Here is a 22,499-nt window from a genome sequence, read left to right on the forward strand (position 1 = left end):
CCTTGTGAATGAAATGTTGTATTTTAGCGCAAAAATATTTTCTTTTGGATACTACAAATCAAAAATCTACAAACCTTAATAAATATATCAGTTCATCTGGTATGTGCTCTCGTAGAGAAGCAGAAAAATTTATAAATGAAGGTAGAGTTACCATCAATGGTAAACCAACGCAATTAGGAAACAGAGTTGCTAAAAAAGACGTTGTTAAATTAGATGGACGATTAGTAGAACCTAAAAACGTTACGCTATATATTGCCTTAAATAAGCCGGTGGGTATTGTTTCTACCACCGATGATAGAGAACCAAATAACATTGTAAAACACGTTAATTACCCAGAAAGATTATTCCCTATTGGGCGTTTAGACAAACCGTCTGAAGGTTTAATTTTTTTAACAAATGATGGAGATATCGTAAATAAAATTTTACGAGCTGGTAACAATCACGAGAAAGAATATTTTGTTTCTGTAGACAAATCTATCTCCGACGATTTTATTGATAAAATGGGGAATGGGATTCCTATTTTAGGCACTGTAACCAAAAAATGTTTTGTAGAAAAAGTAAGTGATAAAATCTTTAAAATTGTTTTAACGCAAGGCTTAAATCGTCAAATTAGAAGAATGTGCGAATACTTAGATTACGAAGTAACCAAGTTAAAACGTACTAGAATAATGAATGTAGAACTTGGTTATCTACAAGCAGGAGATTGGCGAGAATTAACAGAAGAAGAAATGAAAGAAATTAATAAAATGATTTCTACATCCTCTAAAACCCAAGAAGCATCTGCGGTTAAAGACAAACCTAAAAAGCAAGTTTCTAAGAAAAAAACAGCTCCAACTAAAAACGATTTTAATAAAAAAAGTGCTTCTTTTAGAAAATCATCACCAAAAAGTAAAAGAAATAATTCAAGTTTTTCATCAAAAAAGAAACGCTGGTAAAATTATTTGGGCGTTACCTTGCAGGTCAGGCTTTACGCTATATCTTTTATTATAATTTCATGCAAAAGCATAAAAATCATAATAAAAGGATGCCGCTTCAATCCTTAACGCACATTTTAGCCAACCAAAATAAAGCCATAATTTTTTGCCTTTTTTATAACAGTTCATTTTATTTATCAATTCTTAAATAATAGTATCTTTGCAGGCAATGAAATGGAATTTATTTAAAAAAATAAATAAATGAGAGGACCAGATAATTATATCGGTTCTAAAGTTTTGTAATTAATTATAGTTACAAAAATCATCAAAAATTAAACGATTGAAATTCGACTTAAAAATTACCGACCCAAAAAGTAAGGCAAGAGCAGGAGTAATAACTACTGATCATGGAGTTATAGAAACTCCAATTTTTATGCCTGTGGGAACTGTTGGAACCGTAAAAGGAGTACATCAAACAGAATTAAAAAACGACATAAATCCTGATATTATTTTAGGAAACACCTATCACTTATACCTACGTCCTGGTTTAGATATTCTAGAAAAAGCAGGTGGTTTACACAAGTTTATGAATTGGGATAGAAATATTCTAACAGATTCTGGTGGATACCAAGTATATTCTCTTTCTGGAAGAAGAAAAATTAAAGAAGAAGGCGTAAAGTTTAAAAGTCATATAGATGGTTCTACGCATCATTTTACACCAGAAAATGTAATGGAAACGCAACGAACTATTGGTGCAGACATTATTATGGCGTTTGATGAATGTACACCATATCCTTGCGATTATAATTACGCAAAAAGATCTATGCACATGACGCATAGATGGTTGACAAGATGTATCAATCATTTAGATAAATTACCTTATAAATACGGTTTCGAGCAAACTTTTATGCCAATTGTGCAAGGAAGTACGTATAAAGATTTACGTATACAATCTGCAGAATATATAGCAAATTCAGGTCAGCAAGCAAATGCAATTGGCGGACTTTCAGTAGGAGAGCCTGCAGAAGAAATGTATGCAATGACAGAGGTTGTTACAGAAATTTTACCAGAAGACAAGCCAAGATATTTAATGGGAGTTGGTACGCCAATTAACATTTTAGAAAACATTGCTTTAGGTATAGATATGTTCGATTGTGTGATGCCAACAAGAAACGCTAGAAACGGAATGTTGTTTACAGCACATGGTTCTATCAACATTAAAAACAAAAAGTGGGCAGAAGATTTTTCTCCAATAGACGATATGGGAATTACTGGAGTAGACACCATGTATTCTAAAGCTTATTTACGTCATTTATTTGCAGCAAAAGAAATGTTAGGAAAACAAATAGCCTCTATTCATAATTTAGGTTTTTATGTTTGGTTAACACGAGAAGCAAGAAAACATATCTTAGCAGGAGATTTTAGAGAATGGAAAGACATGATGGTAAAACAAATGGATAAACGTTTGTAGCAGTAAGCAGTTTTCAGAGGCAGTAAACAGTGAAAAAAGTAAAATTATACAGTTTACATTTACACGATTAAACATTTACACAATTACACAAAATAGGTGAAAATAATAGATTGGTACATATTAAAACGATTTTTGGTAACTTTTTTGTTTACCCTATTAATCTTGATTCCTATTGCTATTGCTATAGATATTTCTGAAAAAATAGATAATTTTTTAGAGCATAAAGATTTAGGATTTTATCAAATTGTAGATGAGTATTATAAAAACTTTATCATCTATTATGCCAATACTTTTATGCCTTTGGCACTATTTATAGCTGTTATTTTATTTACATCTAAGCTATCTAACAATACAGAAATTATTGCCATTACAAATGCAAAAGTTTCATTTACACGATTATTATATCCTTATTTTGTTGGAGCAACTTTAATTACAGTTGTTTCTTTAGGTATGAATCATTTTGTAGTGCCAAACAGTAGTAAAGAAAGAAAGAAGTTTGAAAGAGAATATGTTCATAGTAGTAGACGAAATCACGAGTTAAAATACGTTAAAGAATTTAGTTTACAACTTACAGATAGTACCTATATTTTTATACGAAGCTTTGATACGGAATCTAATGCTGGTTACGACTTTACATCAGAAGTTTATGATGGAATAAAAATGAAATCAAAACTAGTTTCAGATAGAATAAGCTATAGCAAAAAAGATTCTACTTTTATTTTATCTAACTGGAGAATGCGTAAAATTTTTAAGGATAGAGACAGTATTTTTTCAGGAACTAAAATTGATACCGTTTTTAATTTTACACCTAAAGATTTAATATACAAATCTGCATTGGCACAAGAAATGCCTTCTAATGAGTTGCTTAAGTTTATTAATGTTTCTAAAAAACGAGGTGTTAAAAATTTAAATGCCTATTTGGTAGAATTTTATAAAAGAACAAGCTTGCCAATAGCTTCTTATATCTTAACAATTATTGCAGTTGCTTTAGCTTTTAGAAAAAGAAGAGGAGGTACGGGGGTTAATTTAGCATTGGGTATTGGTATTATGTTTCTATATGTTTTTATAATGAAAATAGCAGAGGTTTTAGGTGCAGTAGCGGGTGTAAACTCTCTTCTATATGTTTGGCTTCCAAATATAGTTTTTGGTTGTTTAGCCATTTACCTTTACTTTTATGCAAGAAAATAGATTAAATAACTATTTACTGCTACACCTCATCGTTTTTATTTGGGGGTTTACTGCTATTTTAGGTGCTTTAATTAGCCTACAGGCCATTCCGTTAGTTTGGTATAGAATGTCTTTAGCGGTACTTTTTATTGTGCTGTATTTTATAATCAAAAAGAAATCGTTTAAAGTAGATAATAAAGGAATTGTAAAGTTTTTTGTTACAGGTGTTATTATTGCGCTACATTGGATTTTTTTCTTTAAAGCTATTAAGGTTTCTAATGTTTCTGTGGCCTTGGTAACTATGAGCACGGGAGCTTTCTTTGTAGCTTTAATAGAGCCTGTTTTCTTTAAAAGAAGAATTAATCCTTTAGAAATGGTATTGGGCTTAATTGTTATTTTAGGACTTTACATTATCTTTAATTTTGAAAGTCAATATCAATTAGGAATTATTTATGCCTTAATATCGTCTTTTTTAAGCGCATTGTTTTCTGTTTTTAATGGTCTCTTTATTAAAAAATATGAAGCAGATACAATATCATTATATCAATTAACTTTTGGTGTGCTTTTTATATCTGTTTATCTTTTAATTACAAACAGGTTTTCGGTATCCTTTTTTGTGATTCCAACATCAGATTGGATATATCTCTTTATTTTAAGTAGTATTTGTACAGCGTATGCCTTTATAGCCTCGGTTAAGGTAATGAAATATATATCGCCCTATACCGTAATGCTAACCATTAATTTAGAGCCTGTTTATGCAATTATTTTGGCGTTATTTATTTTTGGTGATAAAGAAAAAATGAATCCAGAATTTTATTTTGGAGCATTTATAGTTTTGTTTGTGGTTTTATTAAACGGAATTATAAAGAATAAAACGGTGATAAGAAATAAGCTTAAAGCTAAGGCTGTTAGAAAAAAGTAACTTCTTTTAAAAAAAACAATTAATTTTATAGTATGTTTGTCTATCCAAACAACTAAAATCAAATAATTACAATATGGAATATTTAGATTTTGAAATGCCTATTAAAGAGCTTTTAGATCAACTAGATAAATGCCAAATAATTGGTAAAGAAAGTGATGTAGATGTAAGTGCTACTTGTAAGAAAATCGAAAAAAAATTAGATAAAGCTAAGAAAGATATTTATAAAAACTTAACGCCTTGGCAAAGAGTTCAATTATCTAGACATCCTAATAGACCTTATACTTTAGATTATATTAAAGCCCTTTGTGGAGATACTTTTATGGAGCTCCATGGAGACAGAAATGTAAAAGATGATAAAGCCATGATAGGTGGTTTAGGTAAAATTGGCGATCAATCGTTTATGTTTATTGGTCAACAAAAAGGATACAATACAAAAACGCGTCAATACAGAAATTTTGGAATGGCGAATCCTGAAGGCTATAGAAAAGCGTTGCGTTTAATGAAAATGGCAGAAAAATTTGGTATTCCTGTGGTTACTTTGTTAGACACACCTGGAGCTTATCCTGGTTTAGAAGCAGAAGAACGAGGACAGGGAGAAGCAATTGCTAGAAATATTCTTGAAATGACACGTTTAAAAACACCAATTATTACAGTAGTTATTGGTGAAGGAGCTTCTGGTGGAGCTGTAGGTATTGGAGTAGGAGATAGAGTGTATATGATGGAAAATACATGGTATACTGTTATTTCTCCAGAATCTTGTTCATCTATTTTATGGAGAAGTTGGGAGTATAAAGAACAAGCTGCTGCTGCCTTAAAGTTAACAGGTACAGATATGAAGAGGTTAAAGTTAATTGACGGAATTATACAAGAACCAGTTGGTGGTGCACATACCGATAGAGCAGGAGCATTTACAGCTGTACAAGAACAAATTATTGCGGCGTTTGATGAATTAAAAGATTTAAATGACGTAGATTTAGTTTCTCAAAGAATGGATAAATATGCTACTATGGGAGTTTACAAAGAGTAATCCCTAATTATAAAGTCATAAAAAAAAGCGAAATCTACATGTAGATTTCGCTTTTTTTTATGCTTACTATTTTATTAAATACCTAAAGATTCTAATAAAGTTTTAAGTCTAGGATCTGAAGGTCTTGGTGCATTTGCATCAACAATATTACCTTGTGGATCTATTAAAATAAATCTTGGTATACCAGATATTTGATATTCTTGTTGAAAACTAAAGTCTTGTCCTGCCCAAAGTTGTACACCTCCTAATTTGTTTTCTTTTACAAAATCTCTCCATTTTTTCTCTGCAGCTTCCCAAGTACCACCACTTCTTCTAGATTCGTCCGTAGAAATACTTACAAATTCTATGTTTTTATTATGGAATTCTTTTTCAATACTTTTTAAAGAAGGAATTTCTCTAATACAAGGTCCACACCAAGTAGCCCAAACATCTATGTATACATATTTTCCTTTAAAAGAATCTAAAGATTTTTTACCTCCTTTAACATCTACATAGTTTTCAAATTTAGGAGAAGCTTTTCCTTTGGCCATACCTTTATTAGATATGTACGTTTTTTCAAAATATTCAAACATTTGTGTATTTTGTTTAGAAGCCATATCTACTAAAGAACTATCTAAATCATCATAAGAAGATAAAATACCATCAAAATCTTTTTTTAATGAACTCATTTTAGCATCAAAAGCTTCTTGGTCTAAAGCAAAAATATCCGCAGGGTTTCCAATTTCCTGGCTTTTTTCTATCTGAGCAGCTATAAAATTACTGTTAGAAGATCCTGCACCAGTATATTTTAAACTTGTCATAAATTTTTCTGCATCACCTTTAATAGTAAGGTCAAATCCATTTTTTAAATATAATGGAGCTCTTTTTTCTCTACTTGTTTCAAATGTATAAACATCTACTCTAGGTACTTTTAAAGAGTCTTTAAAAGAACCATCTTTATTTATAGAAATTGTTTTAACAACACCTGTTCTCCCAGAAATGGTTATGATAGAATCTGTGTTGTTTTCTAGTTTACCCGATAAAGAAATGTATTCTTTAGAATGTTCTTTAGTACAAGAGGCAATTACTAGCATTGTAAAAAGTGCAAGAGTTAATTTTTTCATTTTATTTATTCTTAAATTTAAGGTCAAATATATAACATATACATAAATAAAAATAGTTAAAATTAATAGCATATACAGAAGGCAAATTGCTGCTTTGTAAATTAATTATTTGGGTAAAACTATGGTATTATTTATTCTTTACAAAAATCAATTTATACCTACTTTTTGAGTTTTCTCTTTGATCTAATTCAAATTTACCAATTGATTTAATTAGTGGAGTTAATTTATCAAAACCATAATTTCTTGAATCAAAATTAGGTTGTTTTTTCTGAAGTAAACTACCTACATCTCCAAGAAATGCCCAACCTTCTTCATCAGATAAATCATTTATAGTTGTAGAAATTAACTTGATCACTTTTGAAGTTATTTTATCAACATTATCTTTTTCATTGTCTTTAGTACTAATACTTTCTTTCTTTTCCGTTTGCTTTCTAATAATTTCTATATAAATAAATTTATCACAAGCTACAATAAAAGGGGTTGGTGTTTTTTTCTCTCCAATACCAATAACTTGCTGTCCTGCTTCCCTTAATCTAGTAGCAAGTTTGGTGAAATCACTATCGCTAGAAACTAAGCAAAACCCATTTACTTTTTCTGAATATAAAATGTCCATGGCATCAATAATCATGGCAGAATCTGTAGCATTTTTACCTGTGGTATACGCGTATTGTTGAATGGGAGTAATGGCGTTTTGGAGTAATAAATTTTTCCATTTAGACAAATGTGGACTCGTCCAATCTCCATAAATTCTTTTAATGGTGGGGTTACCATACTTCGCAATTTCCTCCATCATTTCTTTAACGTGAGCAGAAGGTATATTGTCTCCGTCTATAAGTACTGCTATATTCATATTATTTTGTGACATTGTTTTTCGATTTAAAATTGATTAGAACGGTAAGGTCTTTAGGCAACCTTTTATTCTATAATTATAAGTAAAAAGTAAAGTTAGTTTTTTGATTTGATAAAATCAACATGTAAAAACATTTGTTTTAGTTTTTGATAAAATTCAAAGTATAAAACTAATTTAATGCTTTCATTTTTACTTTAAACATTTTTGCAGCAGAGGTGTAACCACCTTCTGTACTGTCTACAAAGTGAGCATGTTTTGTTTTTCTATCTAATACATAACAAGACATTATAGAAGCGTGCGTTACATGTAGGCCATAAATAACTTTTTTTTCTTTTTCTAGTTGATTTAAATAGGCTGTAAAAAGATCTATTTTAGGTTGCTCTGCTGTAAATATTGTATTAATCATGCCGTCTAGCATAAAAGTGTGAGATAATTGACTTACTTGGTTTAAATATTGTTTTCCATTTTCAGACATACTAAAATACCATTTGCCAACAAGTGTTTTAAGCCAATTTTTAAATAGATATGTCAGGTTTTTATTGGCGAGCGTAACTTTCATTTCTTCCCATATTTTAGAAATACTAAAATTTAATTTTAAACTTTTAGTTTTTATGGGTTGTCTGCTATTAAAAGTTCCAAAAATAGTATCCATTTTAGTAAGAATGTCTCTATAAATAATTCTTTGATCTTTTTCGTTTACAGCATCTAATAATAAACATACAACTTTCTTTTTTGTCTGTGCAGGATTAATTTCTTTCCATCTACATTCCATCCCTTCTAAGTTTAAAAGGTCTTTTTTAAAGTTAATATCTTCTATTTCTGTAAAAGTACTTTTAATAATTGCTTCGGCTTTTTTTAGTCCATTTCCTAAAATAATAGGAATTGCTAATTGGTCTGTAAGTTGATGTTTTACTATTTTTAAAACTGTTTTTTGAGTGTTTAAATCCTGAACAGGAATATGTCCGACTCTAAGAGTTAAATTTATATTTCTTTTAATATGAAGACTGTAATTTTCTAATACTACTGTAATTTTCTTAAGAAGCAAGTTCGGAATAATAAAAGTAGCACCATCGCCACCAAAAAAATACGGAATTTCAATATGCTGTTTTTCTTTTCTAATGGTGTTTAAAACAGAAATTATTGCACCTGTTGCTGATAAGTTTATCTTATGATGTTTGCCTTCGTCAACAGCTTTGGTAGAATTTTTAACATCAACAACGACTACATGCCAAGTGTTAGGAATCTCAGAAAAATCTGATTCATCAGCTAATAAATCGACAAGCGTTTTGTTAGATTTCTTTAATAGTGTGTAGTATTTTATATTCTCCATTATTTTAAATACTGATTGATGATATAAATATGCAGTTGCTAAGTTAGTTTTTTTAAAAATAAATAAGAAGTTAAAAGGGATATGGCTTTATTAATAAGAAGAAAAGGTCGAATCAAAAAAAAATCTCAAAATGTACATTTTGAGATTTTTTGAAACTAATTTTAAGTTTTAAAAAAGGATTGTTTTTATTCTTTAATTATTTTCTTAGAGATTTTTAATCCGTTTTCAAATGTAAAATTGATGAAATAGACCCCAGAAGGTAGAGCTCCTATTCTAATATTTTGATTTTCGCTTATGTTATTAATTTTTTTCTGAATCAATTGCTTTCCAGAAATAGCACTAATAAACACATTATAGTCTTCATTATTGTTTGTTATATCAAAATATAAAATATCCTGAGTAGGGTTTGGGAATAGTTTTATGTCAAAACTATTTGTGGAAATATCATCGATACTTAAGGTACTAGAATTTATATTCCAAAGAGTTGTGGCAAAATGTATGGTTTCGTGATTGTCAACTTTAAGTAATGCAGACTTATCTTCAATAGTTGCTAGTAGTTGATTGTTTCCACTCACTAAATCTTCTTTTGAAATAGAGACCGTATAGTCTTCACTATTTACAACCGTTCCGTTTAAAGTCCATGATATAGCTAAGGTGTTTGGTAATGGATTAATCGTGTTTATTGTAAAATCTATAGGTGTAGATAAATCTATAGGACCCGTATTTTGTGGAGAATAAGTATCTATTGGCGAGGTCATAGAATGTATCTGTTCTATTGTAGCCTCTGTACAAACTGAACATAAAGGTTGGTTTAAGCGACGCATTTTACAGTTTTGGTGTGGTCTATACCAACTTGCAGCCGTTCCGGTTTCTCCATACGGGTATATACCAACTCCGTTTTTGTTTATCCAGTTTGTCCATTTAATTTTTGTAGGGTCTGTTTCCTGTGTTGTATTAATGCCTTCTAACAAATAATCATCAGTTGCATAATACTCGTCAAGAAGTTTAACAAAAGAGTGTCCTAATTCATGTATAGCAATTTGATTCGAATTTACATCAAGAGATGCTACCGCAATTTCACCACCACTACCACCATAATACGGACTGTTCACTAGTACTAAAACAATGTCGTAACTAGGAAAGTTATTTGCTAAAACGTTAAAAACGGTAGCATTATTAGATACAAGTAATCTGTGATTTCCAAAAGCATCAAAAGTAGAACCAAAATAATTATCTACACTTTTTATAGGGTGTGCTGGTTCTGAAACATTGGTACCTGTACCAGGGTGGTTTGCTCCACTTTCATTAGAAGGTACTTTTATAGCATGAACATTAAAATAGTTTTTATATTCTTTATAAGGTGTTTCTGCAAACAAAGCATTCGAAAAATTGGTAGCATCTGTTACAAATTGGCCTAATTCATTACTTTGGTAGCCATCAGATAAAATAACTACATTAATTCGACTATCATTAGGACCTGATTGAAAAATTGTTTCTATATCAAAAGTTTGTGCGTTAACAAATGTCGATAAAAACAGAAGAGTTAAGAGTACTATTTTTTTCATAATTGTGTTTTTAAAAGGCTATTATTTGTGTTATTTGTCAATTTAAGTGTTATAAATTTTGTTTGAGGATTTAAATCCATTCTAACAGATATGGTTGTGCTATTTAATTCAATTGTTTTTCGACCTAGTTCACCTGAAGGATCTGCAAATTCAACATTTTTTAGTAATGGATTCTTTATATAAATACTGTCAATAATTTTTGAATTAATATCTTGTTGAAGGCATATTAAATCTCTCGGGTTACGGCTTGTTGCTGTTTTCCGTCTCTTTTTAAGATGTCCATCAGTAATTATTTTATTAATTAAAGTAAAATTTGTGTTTGTATTAGAGTCTTTAGAAATTTTATAGTTTAAGAAAATAATTTTGGAAGCAACTTTAGTAGTTGTTTCTTCTGTAGAGCTATTAGTTGTGCTCTTTTTTAAAGAGGTACAACTTACTATTAATAAAAATAAAAGAAGAGGGGGGAATTTCATTTAGTTTTAGAATTTAATCTGTTATTGTATACTTTTATAAAAAGTCTTTAATTAGAATTTGACAAAGTTAAGGTATTTGAATTAATAGGCAATCGTGTAGGATTTGTAGTTTTATAAAAAAAGTCCCAAACTTTCGTTTGGGACTTTTTTAATTTTAAGATTCAGTTTCTGTTCTTGTTTCGGGCTTCTTTTCGCCTTTTTCAATGGTAATGGTGAGTTTGTTTTCTTTCTCATCCAAATCCATATGTATGGTATCTCCTTCGTAGAGTTTAGAATTTACAATTTCTTCTGCTAACGCATCTTCAATGTATTTCTGTATGGCTCTTTTAAGTGGTCTTGCACCATACTTTTTGTCAAAACCTTTGTCTGCTATGTAATCTTTTGCTTTTTCGCTTAAGTTTAAAGTATAGCCTAAATCAGAAATTCTATGTAATAGTTTGTCTAATTCTATATCTATAATTTTATGAATATCATTTCTTTCTAAAGCGTTAAATACAATTACATCATCTATTCTGTTTAAAAACTCCGGAGCAAAAGATTTCTTTAAAGCACCTTCTAGTACAGATTTAGCATGTTCATCTGCTTGCGCAGTTTTAGAAGAGGTACCGAAACCTACACCGCCACCAAAGTCTTTTAATTGACGTGCACCAATATTAGAAGTCATAATAATTATGGTGTTTCTAAAATCTATTTTACGTCCTAAACTATCTGTAATATGTCCATCATCTAATATTTGTAATAACATATTAAACACATCTGGATGCGCTTTTTCTATTTCATCTAACAAGACTACAGAATACGGTTTTCTTCTAACTTTTTCAGTTAACTGTCCGCCTTCTTCATAACCAACATAACCTGGAGGAGCTCCAATTAGACGAGAAATAGCAAATTTTTCCATGTATTCACTCATGTCAATTCTAATTAAAGAATCGTCAGAATCGAATAACTCACGAGCTAAAACTTTAGCCAATTGCGTTTTTCCAACACCCGTTTGCCCTAAGAAAATAAAAGATCCAATTGGTTTGTTCGGGTCTTTTAATCCAACTCTATTACGCTGAATGGCTTTTACTACTTTAGTAACCGCTTCATTTTGTCCAATTACTTTTCCTTTTATTAAGTCTGGTAATTCATGTAATCTACTTGTTTCTGCTTCTGCAACTCTGTTAACAGGGATTCCTGTCATCATAGAAACTACTTCAGCAACATTATCTTCGGTTACAATTTCTCTATTTAATTTAGAATCTTCTTCCCATTGGTTTTGAGCAGAATTTAAAGCAGCTTCCATGTTTTTTTCATCATCTCGCAACTTAGCAGCCTCTTCGTATTTCTGTCCGTTTACTGCTTTGGTTTTCTGTTCTCTAATAATTTCTAATTGCGATTCTAATTCTAAAACTTGTTGCGGAACCACAATATTAGTAATATGAATTCTAGAACCCGCTTCATCTAAAGCATCAATAGCTTTATCTGGTAGGTATCTATCGGTCATGTATCTGTTTGTTAATTTTACACAAGCTTCTATAGCAGCATCTGTATAATTTACATGATGATGTTCTTCGTATTTATTTTTTATGTTTTGTAAAATCTGTATGGTTTCTTCAACAGAAGTCGGATCTACAATTACCTTTTGAAAACGACGTTCTAACGCGCCATCTTTTTCGATATTTGTTCTAAATTCATCCAATGTAGTTGCACCAATACATTGTATTTCTCCTCTTGCTAAAGCAGGTTTTAACATGTTAGAAGCATCTAAAGAACCTGTTGCTCCACCAGCACCAACAATGGTGTGAATTTCATCTATAAAAAGAATGATATCGTCATTTTTTTCAAGCTCATTCATTAAGGCTTTCATACGTTCTTCAAACTGACCACGGTATTTTGTACCCGCAACTAAGCTTGCTAAATCTAAAGAAACAATACGTTTGTCAAATAAAATTCTTGAAACTTTTCTTTCAATAATTCGCAAAGCTAAACCTTCTGCAATGGCAGATTTACCAACACCAGGTTCTCCAATTAACATTGGATTGTTTTTCTTTCTTCGACTTAAAATTTGAGAGACTCTTTCTATTTCTTTTTGTCTACCAACAACAGGGTCTAATTTTCCTTTTTCTGCTAAATCGGTTAAATCTCTACCAAAATTATCTAATACCGGAGTCTTCGATTTTTTTACAGTTTTTCCCTTTTGAGGTTGGTCAAATGGGTTAGATTTATCGGAAGCATACTCGTCATCTGAAGGAGTTTCTGCAATTGGGCTAATAGGAAGGTCTGCCTCAGTATCATCTACATGTAATTGTTTGTAAAGCGTTTTAGCTTCATCATAATTTACATGAAATTTATGAATTAATTTGGTGGCAGGGTCATTCTCATTTCTTAAGATACATAATAATAAATGAGCAGTATCGATTGCTTCACTTTGATATAATTTTGCCTCTAAAAAAGTTGTTTTTAAAGCCTTTTCAGCTTGTCTTGTTAGTCGTAAGTTTGGCTTATCTGTACTTTCTAAAAAAGTAGGGTTTGCAGGGTTTAATTGCTCTAGTTTTTTACGCAATAAAATTAAATCAACATCAAATGCTGTTAATATATCTATTGCTTTTCCTTCGCCTTTTCTTAATAAACCGAGTAAAAGATGTTCCGTTCCAATAAATTCTTGCCCTAAACGTAGCGCTTCTTCTTTACTGAAAGTAATTACATCTCTGACCTTTGGTGAAAAATTTTCGTCCATATTTCTTTCTGTCTATAATTGATGTGTTGTAAATTTAGTCCTTTTTTTTTATAGATAATTACAAAAAAGGTGCCAATGGTAAAATACTGACAGTTTGACTATGATACCAAGGTAGAAAACTCTTGTAAATCAAGCAAATAAATTAATGTTAAAAATTATGAAAAAATGTTGATAACTCTACTCAATTACAAGTATTAAAACCTTTGTAAAAACAAGGAAAAATAGTAACTTGCCTTGTTTTAAAAAAATGACGTAAAATTAATCAAATATAAATATGGCAGACGGAGAAAAGTTAATTCCGATTAACATTGAAGAGCAGATGAAAGCTGCGTACATCGATTACTCGATGTCAGTAATTGTTTCAAGAGCATTACCAGATGTAAGAGATGGTTTAAAGCCAGTTCATAGAAGGGTTTTGTTTGGTATGCATGAGTTAGGAATTAAAGCTACAGGTTCGTATAAAAAGTCCGCAAGAATTGTTGGGGAAGTTTTAGGTAAGTATCACCCACACGGAGATACTTCTGTGTACGATTCTATGGTGCGTATGGCGCAGAACTGGAGTGTACGTTATATGATGGTTGACGGTCAAGGGAACTTTGGTTCTGTAGATGGAGATTCGCCAGCAGCAATGCGTTATACTGAGGTTAGAATGCAAAAAATATCAGAAGACATGTTGGCTGATATTGAAAAAGAAACAGTAGATCATCGTTTAAATTTTGATGATACTTTGCAAGAACCAACTGTTTTACCAACTCGTATTCCCAATTTATTGGTAAACGGAGCATCTGGTATTGCGGTAGGTATGGCTACAAATATGGCGCCTCATAATATAACGGAAGTTATAAACGGTACCATGGCATATATTGATAATAGAGATATTGAGATAGATGAATTAATGCAGCATATTACGGCACCAGATTTTCCTACAGGAGGAATTATTTATGGTTATGATGGTGTTAGAGAGGCTTTTCATACTGGTCGTGGACGTATTGTAATGCGTGCTAAAGCTGTTATTGAAGAGGTTAAAGGACGTGAGTGTATTATTGTTACAGAGATCCCTTACCAAGTGAATAAAGCAGACATGATTAAAAAAACTGCTGATTTGGTAAATGATAAAAAAATATCTGGAATTGCCAATATTCGTGATGAGTCTGATAGAAACGGAATGCGTATTGTGTATATTTTAAAACGTGATGCTATTCCTAATATCGTATTAAATAAATTATTTAAATACACACAATTACAAACTTCTTTTAGTGTAAATAATATTGCATTGGTAAAAGGAAGACCAGAGCAATTAAACTTAAAACAATTAATTCATTATTTTGTTGAACATAGACATGAAGTTATTGTTCGTAGAACAGAATTTTTACTAAGAAAAGCAGAGGCAAGAGCACATATCTTAGAAGGATTAATTATTGCATCTGATAATATAGATGAAGTAATTAAAATTATTAGAGCTTCTAATAATGCAGATGAAGCTAGAGAGAGTTTAATTGAGCGTTTTGAGTTGTCAGAAATTCAAGCAAAAGCAATTGTAGAAATGCGTTTGCGTCAATTAACAGGACTAGAACAAGATAAATTACGTGCTGAGTTTGATGAAATTATGTTAACGATAACTGATTTAAAAGATATTTTAGCAAACGAACCAAGACGTTACGATATTATAAAAGAAGAATTATCCCTAATTAGAGATAAATATGGTGATGAACGTAGATCTGTAATAGAATATGCGGGTGGAGATATGCGTATTGAAGATATGATTCCGGATACAAAGGTGGTGGTTACCATTTCTAATGCAGGATATTTAAAGCGTACAAACTTAGAAGAGTATAAAGTTCAGAATAGAGGAGGTAGAGGTCAAAAAGGAGCAACTACCAGAAATGAAGATTTCTTAGAGCATTTATTTGTAGGTACAAACCACCAATATATGATGTTCTTTACGCAGAAAGGAAAAGTATTCTGGATGCGCGTATATGAAATTCCAGAAGGAGGTAAGAATACCAAAGGTAGAGCAATGCAAAACCTTATTAATATAGAGCAAGATGATAGTGTAAAAGCTTTCTTGGTAACAGAAGACTTAAAGGATGAAGACTATGTAAATAGCCATTATGTTATTATGGCAACTAAAAAAGGTCAGGTTAAAAAGACTTCTTTAGAGCAATATTCTAGACCAAGAACTAATGGTATTAATGCAATTACTATTAAAGAAGGAGATGAGTTATTAGAGGCGAAGTTAACTACTGGAGACAGTCAGGTTATGTTGGCTTTAGCGTCTGGTAAATCTATCCGTTTCGAAGAAGCTAAAACCCGACCAATGGGAAGAACTGCTTCTGGTGTTAGAGGAATTACTTTACAACATGAAAATGATGAGGTAATTGGTATGGTTGCTGTAAATGATATGGAAAGTAATATACTTGTTGTATCTGAAAAAGGATACGGTAAACGTTCTAAATTAGAAGATTATCGTGTTACAAATCGTGGAGGTAAAGGGGTGAAAACTTTAAATATTTCTGAAAAAACGGGTAATTTAGTCGCTATTAAAAATGTAGATGATTCTAACGATTTAATGATTATTAATAAATCTGGATTAACAATTAGAATGGCTGTAGAAGATTTAAGAGTTATGGGGCGTGCAACACAAGGTGTTCGTTTAATAAATATTAAAGATTCAGATAGTATTGCCGCTGTTGCAAAAGTTGTCCATGAAGAAGAGGTAGAAGAAGAAGTTGAAGGTGAAACAGAAAATGGCACGGAAATTGAAAATGATTCAAATGAAAATCAAGAATAACAATAAATTAATAATTAGTAAGATGAAAAATCAAATATTAGCGTTAACGGTTGGCTTATTATCAATAGCTTCTTATGCGCAAAAAGACGAAATAAAAGCTGCGGAAAAGGCAATTAAAAAAGGGCAGTTTAAAGAGGCGAAAGCAGCATTAGCTGGATTAGAAGCTACAGAAGATTCAATGGATCCAAAATACAAAGCAAAATATTACTTTTTAAAAGGAACTGCTATTGGAAAATCTGATGTTAAAAAAGCTGCTGAAGCATATAATAAATTAATTTCTTATGAAAAAGAAATAGGTAAACCTAAGTATACAAAAGAAGCACAGCCTAAATTGTCAGAGTTAGTACAGTTTACTTCTAAAAAAGCAATTGATTTTTATAATAATAAGGACTATGCAAAAGCAACTAATAATTTTTATTTAACATATGTATTAAGTCCTACTGATACTTCGTTTTTATACAATGCAGCTTTAAGTTCTTCTTTGGCTAAAGATTATGATGGTGCTTTAAAATATTATAAAGAGTTACAGGATGTTAATTATACAGGTATTGCTACACAGTATATTGCCGTAAATAAAGAAACAGGTAAAGAAGAAAATTTAGGTACCAAAGCAAATAGAGATGCTATGGTTAAGTTTGGTAAATACATAAAACCTAGTAATAAAACAACTGAATCTAAACAAGCAGAAATTATTAAAAACATTGGTTATATATATGTAAACCAAGGAAAACCAGAATTAGCTGTTGCAGCTTTAGAAGAAGCTAGAAAAGCAAATCCTAAGGATTTAAATTTACTATTAAATCAGGCGCAAATGTATATTCAGCTAGAAAAAATGGATAAGTTTGGAGAATTAATGAAGGAGGCTGTAAAAATAGATCCTACAAATCCTACCTTGTTTTTTAATTTAGGTGTTGTTAGTGCTCAAGAAAAACATATTGAAGAGGCTATTGGTTTTTATAAAAAGGCTATAGAATTGAATCCAGAATATGGAGATGCTTATTTAAATTTAGGTGTTACTGTTTTAAATAAAAGAATTGATGTTATTAATGAGATGAATGAAAATTTATCGAACGAAAAAAAATACACAGAATTAGAAGGTGAGTTAAAAGTGATCTGTAAGGAAGCTTTACCTTATATTATAAAAGCAGATAATCTTAGTAGAACAGAAGGTACCGTAAGCACATTGTTAAATATTTACGACACTTTAGAAATGACTTCTGAAGCAGATGCTTTAAGACCAATTTACAAGGAAATGAAAGGTCAATAGTTAAGACTTTTAAGGATAAAAAAAACCGGAACTAATTTTAGTTTCGGTTTTTTTTATATTAAATTTTTATAAAAAAATTATATCATTTTTTTTATAATTCTTAATTTGTGCGTGTGTTTTTGAAGTTCTGCATTAAAAATACCACTATGGTCTAAAGTATCTATTCTTACTTTACCATGAGCATGTATAATATGGTAATCACTTAAAATAATACCTACATGTATAATTTCTCCTTCTTCATTGTCAAAAAAAGCTAAATCACCAGCTTCACTTTCTTCAATAAAACTTAAAACGTCACCTTGGGTAGCTTGCTGTTTTGCATCTCTTAAAAGTTTGTGTCCACAAAGTTTATAAACCATTTGTGTAAAACCCGAACAATCAATTCCAAAAGGCGTTTTTCCTCCCCATAAAAATGGAGAATTTAAATAATTGAAAGCCGTTTGTGCAATGTTTTTTTTAGATTTTTCTTCAGATAAAACAGCTCCTTCATATATATATAAATCTGAGTTTATTTGAAGTTTACCAGCATTGTAAAAAGGTAAATTTGCACCTAAAGGAATTGTGGTTAATTCATTTTTGCTATTGGTAATAAAATCAATCATTTCTCCTGAAAAATACTGTTTTTCAGTTTTTAATTTAAAATAGAAATCTTCTGTAATTTCTAGGTATTGTTTATTGTCTATAAAGCCTTCATAGTTATCAAAAGTCAAACGAATTTTACTCCATTCTTTTTGTTTTTCTATCACTTTAAAAGTTTCACCAAATAAAATCTGACTAGTCATTTCTGATTGGTCTGATTCTTCTGCTCTTAAAGGAACAATGCTTAAGTTACAAATGCCGTATAACAAGTTGTGAGTTTTGAGTGGTAAGTTTTAAATAAAATATTTTATTAAATTCTTTCTATAATAAATGCACTTGCTCCACCGCCACCATTACAGATTGCAGCAGCTCCAATTTTAGCATTATTTTGTTTTAAGATAGAAGTTAAAGCAATTACTATTCTTGCTCCAGAAACCCCTAACGGATGCCCTAAAGAAACAGCACCACCATTTACATTTACTTTATCATTTGAGATGCCTAAAATCTTCATATTAGCTAATCCAACAACAGAAAATGCCTCGTTTAATTCAAAATAATCTACATCATCAATAGAAATATTTGCTTTAGCAAAGGCTTTGGGGAGTGCTTTAGAAGGTGCTGTAGTAAACCACTCTGGTTCATGAGCAGCATCTGCATAACTTCTTATTTTTGCAATAGGTGTAATGTTTAATTCTTTCGCTTTTTCAGCAGACATTAAAACCAATGCAGCACCACCATCATTAATTGTAGAGGCATTTGCAGCGGTAACTGTTCCGTCTTTTGTAAACGCAGGTCTTAGTGTAGGGATTTTATCCATTCTTACATTCTTGTATTCTTCGTCTTCAGAAAAGATAATAGGTTCTCCACGTCTTTGAGGAATTTCAACAGGTACAATTTCATCAGCATATTTTCCATCACTCCATGCTTTTGCAGATCTATTATAAGATTGTATTGCAAATGCATCTTGATCTTCTCTAGAAAAACCATATTCAGTAGCACAAGTATCTGCACAAATACCCATAGGTATATGATTATAAGCATCAACCAAACCATCTTTTTGTAAACCATCTTCCATGGTTATTGGTCCAAATTTAGAGCCTTTCCTTGCATGTTGATAATGAGGAATAGAACTCATGTTTTCCATACCACCTGCAACGACGATAGATGCATCACCTAAAGCGATTGTTTGAGCTGCTAGCATAATAGATTTCATGCCAGAAGCACATACTTTGTTTACTGTGGTACATGGTACTGTATTAGGAATTCCTGCAAAAATGGCTGCTTGTCTTGCCGGAGCCTGACCTAAACCTGCAGAAACTACATTTCCCATGAAAACCTCTTCAACCAAATTGGGGTTTAAGCTTATTTTTTCTAATGCTCCTTTTATAGCGATTGCACCTAATTTAGGGGCAGGAATGGTAGATAAACTTCCCATGAAACTTCCAATAGGGGTTCTGGCTACAGATACAATTACGACTTCTTTCATAAATATAGTATTTACTGTGAGTAAGATTTGTTGCGCTAAATTAACTATTTTTAATCAATTTTAGTTTTATTAATCAACTTGAATTTTTGAGCGTGACTTTTTTATGGTAAGTTTGTAGTAAGAAGATAAAATCTATGAGTAATATAGTTAATAAACTGTACCAAAACAACGCCATTATTTATAAGGTAATATTGTTTTTAGTTGCCACAATTGCAATTGTTTATTTGTTTCCAAAAGGGGGACAATTTAAATATGATTTTAATAATGGGCAACTTTGGAAATATGATAATTTATATGCCCCTTTTGATTTTGCTATTCAGAAAACCGAAGAAGAAATTACGAACGAGAAAAAGGAGATTACTGTAAACTCAAAAATGTATTTTTTATATGATTTTGATGTAGAAAATAATGTAAAGTTAAATTATAAAAGAAGAATATCTCTTATAAAGGAATCTGACTCATTAAATGTAGATGAGGTTAAAAGGTTATCAGAAATTGGTCAAAAAGTAATTGATAATGTTTACAGAAAAGGTTTCTTAGATGTAGCAAGCCAAGATAGGGTTTCTAATAAAAATGAAATAGTTGCCATTAGAAAAGGAAATGAGGTAGAAGATATCTTATTTAAAAACCTATTAACCTCTAGGGAAGTATTAGAGATTATTAGAAGTAATTTAGAAAAGGAAAAATCTTTTTATGGTAAAAAAGTATTATTAGATTTGTTATCAGAAATTATTAAACCTAATGTTTCTTTTGATAATTTATATACAGAAAAAGTAATAGATAACTCCATAAAAAATATTTCTTATACCAAGGGAAAAGTTGAATCTGGAAAGTTAATTATATTAAAAGGAGATGTTGTTGAAGGGAAAAAACTAGCCATCTTAAATTCTTTAAAAAGTGAATCTGAGTCTAAAGTTTGGACCGACTCAAATTATAATTGGATTATTCTGGGATATACCATCTTAGTTTCACTTGCTTTATTTATGCTTTTATTATTTTTGTATAAGTATAGAATAGAAATATATCATAACAATAACAAAGTTACTTTTATCTTTTTTAATGTTTTTTCAATGATTTTTATACAAACATTGGTTATTAAGTACAATGCAGATTATTTATATGTTGTTCCTTTAAGTGTACTTCCAATAGTTTTAAAAGCTTTTTTTGATGCCCGTTTAGGTTTATTTACCCATGTTTTAACCGTGTTACTTTTAGGGTATATTGTGCCTAATAGTTTCGAGTTTATATATTTACATATTATTGCGGGTATGGTAACCATACTTACTGTTTCTGAATTGTATAAGAGAGCAAATTTATTTATTTCAGTTGCTCAGATTACATTAATTTATATGCTTACCTACTTTGCTTTTTCTATAATTAGAGAAGGAAATGCATCTCAAATAAACGGACAATACTTTTTGCTTTTTGCAGCAAACGGGTTGTTATCTTTTTTATCGATCATTTTAATATATATGTATGAAAAAGTATTCGGTTTGGTCTCTGACGTTACCTTGTTAGAGCTTTCTAATACCAATACAAAGCTTTTAAGAGAGTTAAATGAAAAAGCACCCGGTACATTTCAGCACTCAATGCAAGTTGCTAATTTAGCCGAAGCTGCAGCCAATGAAATTGGAGCAAATTCTATGCTGATAAGAACAGGTGCATTGTATCATGATATTGGTAAAATGTTAAATCCAATGTATTTTACAGAGAATCAGTCTACAGGTGTAAATCCTCATAATGATTTATCACCAGGAGATAGTTCTAAAATTATTACAGATCATGTTATAAAAGGTGTAGAATTAGCTAAGAAATATAAGTTACCAGATAGAATTATAGATTTTATAAGAACACATCATGGAACCAGTTCTACCTACTATTTTTACATGAAAGAAAAAGAATTAAACCCAGATGTTGTGGTAGATATTAAAAAATTCCAATACCAAGGCCCAATACCATTTTCAAAAGAGACGGCTATCTTAATGATGTGTGATGCTTCTGAAGCAGCTTCTAAAAGTTTAACAAAACCTACAGCTTTGTCTGTTAGTAATTTGATTGATAAAATCATTAGTAAGCAAATGGCTGATAATCAGTTTTTAAATTCGGATATTACCTTTCGAGAAATAGAAATGATAAAGAAGGTTATCAAGAAAAAACTCATGAATATTTATCATTTAAGAGTAGAATATCCTGAGTAGAAAAAAAATTTTTCAAAAAAAATGAAAAAAGTCTTGTGTAATCCTTTTTCTAGTCTTAAATTTGCACTCGCAATTTCAGTACAGGCTTTTAGTCTGACACCGAAAGGAGAGATGGCAGAGTGGTAATGCAGCAGATTGCTAATCTGTCGACCTTAGGGTCGCCAGGGTTCGAGTCCCTGTCTCTCCGCTAAGAAATTGCACTCGGGGTGTAGCGTAGCCCGGTCATCGCGCCTCGTTTGGGACGAGGAGGTCGCAGGTTCGAATCCTGCCACCCCGACACAGTTGGTCGTAACAACTTAAAAATTACGGGCTCTTAGCTCAGCTGGATAGAGCACCTCCCTTCTAAGGAGGCGGTCGAAGGTTCGAATCCTTCAGGGCTCACTTAAACCTTACTAGAAATAGTAAGGTTTTTTGTTTTATATAGGTTTTGTAAGGGTTTATAGTGCTTTCTGCTCTTTTTAATATTATCACTTCAATCAATTTATTAATCAATGTACACCTTTTTAGGGATCAAGTCCAAAAGTTGTGGGATTCAGAAATTATGGGATCAAGTCCAAAAGTTGTGGGATTCAGAAATTATGCATAAATATTTGAGAGTCTAAAAAGGAAAAATTTGATATTTCTAACACCTCTAAAT

Annotated in this window: 16 protein-coding genes and 3 tRNA genes; 11 read left to right on the forward strand and 8 right to left on the reverse strand. The window is 30.9% G+C overall.

Going from position 1 to position 22,499, the window contains the following annotated elements; genetic code table 11:
• The first annotated feature begins 44 nt into the window (after positions 1–44).
• The 5 genes from rluF to MPF19_RS17210 all read left to right on the forward strand — a co-directional run bounded on the left by rluF (position 45) and on the right by MPF19_RS17210 (position 5,501).
• Positions 45–935, forward strand: a complete 891-nt coding sequence (gene rluF, locus MPF19_RS17190; RefSeq protein ID WP_203394965.1) for a 23S rRNA pseudouridine(2604) synthase RluF — start codon at positions 45–47, stop codon at positions 933–935.
• 319 nt (positions 936–1,254) lie between these two features.
• On the forward strand, positions 1,255–2,385 hold the full coding sequence (gene tgt, locus MPF19_RS17195; protein ID WP_203394964.1) for a tRNA guanosine(34) transglycosylase Tgt: 1,131 nt from the start codon (positions 1,255–1,257) through the stop codon (positions 2,383–2,385).
• Between the two features lie 96 nt (positions 2,386–2,481).
• Complete coding sequence (locus MPF19_RS17200) at positions 2,482–3,573, forward strand: LptF/LptG family permease (protein ID WP_203394963.1); 1,092 nt, start codon at positions 2,482–2,484, stop codon at positions 3,571–3,573.
• Entirely contained in the window at positions 3,560–4,474 is a 915-nt protein-coding gene (locus MPF19_RS17205; protein ID WP_249989499.1) for a DMT family transporter, read from the forward strand. Before MPF19_RS17200 ends, MPF19_RS17205 begins: the two co-directional genes overlap by 14 nt.
• 73 nt (positions 4,475–4,547) lie before the next feature.
• Positions 4,548–5,501 (forward strand): acetyl-CoA carboxylase carboxyltransferase subunit alpha, encoded by a 954-nt coding sequence (locus tag MPF19_RS17210; protein WP_249989501.1) that lies wholly within the window; start codon positions 4,548–4,550, stop codon positions 5,499–5,501.
• 74 nt (positions 5,502–5,575) lie between these two features.
• Here the strand turns inward: MPF19_RS17210 and MPF19_RS17215 are convergent, their stop codons facing one another.
• The 6 genes from MPF19_RS17215 to MPF19_RS17240 all read right to left on the reverse strand — a co-directional run bounded on the left by MPF19_RS17215 (position 5,576) and on the right by MPF19_RS17240 (position 13,541).
• Positions 5,576–6,604 (reverse strand): TlpA family protein disulfide reductase, encoded by a 1,029-nt coding sequence (locus MPF19_RS17215; RefSeq protein WP_203394960.1) that lies wholly within the window; start codon positions 6,602–6,604, stop codon positions 5,576–5,578.
• 127 nt (positions 6,605–6,731) lie between these two features.
• Positions 6,732–7,469, reverse strand: a complete 738-nt coding sequence (locus tag MPF19_RS17220; RefSeq protein WP_203394959.1) for an NYN domain-containing protein — start codon at positions 7,467–7,469, stop codon at positions 6,732–6,734.
• Between the two features lie 154 nt (positions 7,470–7,623).
• Positions 7,624–8,784, reverse strand: coding sequence for a DUF3095 family protein (locus tag MPF19_RS17225; protein WP_249989503.1), 1,161 nt, complete (start codon positions 8,782–8,784; stop codon positions 7,624–7,626).
• Positions 8,785–8,969: 185 nt separating this feature from the next.
• Complete coding sequence (locus tag MPF19_RS17230; RefSeq protein WP_249989505.1) at positions 8,970–10,349, reverse strand: T9SS type A sorting domain-containing protein; 1,380 nt, start codon at positions 10,347–10,349, stop codon at positions 8,970–8,972.
• Positions 10,346–10,822, reverse strand: coding sequence for a hypothetical protein (locus tag MPF19_RS17235; RefSeq protein WP_249989507.1), 477 nt, complete (start codon positions 10,820–10,822; stop codon positions 10,346–10,348). The genes MPF19_RS17230 and MPF19_RS17235 overlap by 4 nt, the downstream gene beginning before the upstream one ends.
• Positions 10,823–10,976: 154 nt before the next feature.
• Positions 10,977–13,541 carry an ATP-dependent Clp protease ATP-binding subunit gene (locus MPF19_RS17240; RefSeq protein ID WP_203394955.1) on the reverse strand — a complete coding sequence of 855 codons (2,565 nt, stop codon included), beginning with the start codon at positions 13,539–13,541 and terminating at the stop codon, positions 10,977–10,979.
• Positions 13,542–13,815: 274 nt separating this feature from the next.
• On the opposite strand from MPF19_RS17240, the gene gyrA reads away from it, so the two are divergent.
• Positions 13,816–16,332 (forward strand): DNA gyrase subunit A, encoded by a 2,517-nt coding sequence (gyrA, locus tag MPF19_RS17245; RefSeq protein WP_203394954.1) that lies wholly within the window; start codon positions 13,816–13,818, stop codon positions 16,330–16,332.
• 22 nt (positions 16,333–16,354) lie between these two features.
• Complete coding sequence (locus tag MPF19_RS17250) at positions 16,355–17,599, forward strand: tetratricopeptide repeat protein (protein ID WP_249989509.1); 1,245 nt, start codon at positions 16,355–16,357, stop codon at positions 17,597–17,599.
• Positions 17,600–17,676: 77 nt separating this feature from the next.
• On the opposite strand, the gene MPF19_RS17255 is transcribed toward MPF19_RS17250, so the two are convergent.
• Both MPF19_RS17255 and MPF19_RS17260 read right to left on the reverse strand, forming a co-directional pair.
• Positions 17,677–18,447: a C40 family peptidase gene (locus MPF19_RS17255; protein ID WP_249989511.1), complete on the reverse strand. Its 771-nt coding sequence runs from the start codon at positions 18,445–18,447 to the stop codon at positions 17,677–17,679.
• A 41-nt stretch (positions 18,448–18,488) separates the two neighbouring features.
• Entirely contained in the window at positions 18,489–19,664 is a 1,176-nt protein-coding gene (locus tag MPF19_RS17260) for an acetyl-CoA C-acyltransferase (protein WP_203394951.1), read from the reverse strand.
• Between the two features lie 134 nt (positions 19,665–19,798).
• Here MPF19_RS17260 and MPF19_RS17265 point away from each other — a divergent pair, with 134 nt between their 5' ends.
• The 4 genes from MPF19_RS17265 to MPF19_RS17280 all read left to right on the forward strand — a co-directional run bounded on the left by MPF19_RS17265 (position 19,799) and on the right by MPF19_RS17280 (position 22,243).
• Positions 19,799–21,862 carry an HD family phosphohydrolase gene (locus tag MPF19_RS17265; protein ID WP_203394950.1) on the forward strand — a complete coding sequence of 688 codons (2,064 nt, stop codon included), beginning with the start codon at positions 19,799–19,801 and terminating at the stop codon, positions 21,860–21,862.
• Between the two features lie 105 nt (positions 21,863–21,967).
• Positions 21,968–22,049: transfer RNA gene (locus tag MPF19_RS17270), tRNA-Ser, on the forward strand.
• A gap of 15 nt (positions 22,050–22,064) precedes the next feature.
• Positions 22,065–22,139, forward strand: a tRNA-Pro gene (locus MPF19_RS17275).
• 30 nt (positions 22,140–22,169) lie between these two features.
• A tRNA-Arg gene (locus MPF19_RS17280) sits at positions 22,170–22,243 on the forward strand.
• Positions 22,244–22,499 lie beyond the last annotated feature (256 nt).

This window comes from Polaribacter sp. Z014, assembly GCF_023555435.1.
Lineage (GTDB): Bacteria > Bacteroidota > Bacteroidia > Flavobacteriales > Flavobacteriaceae > Polaribacter.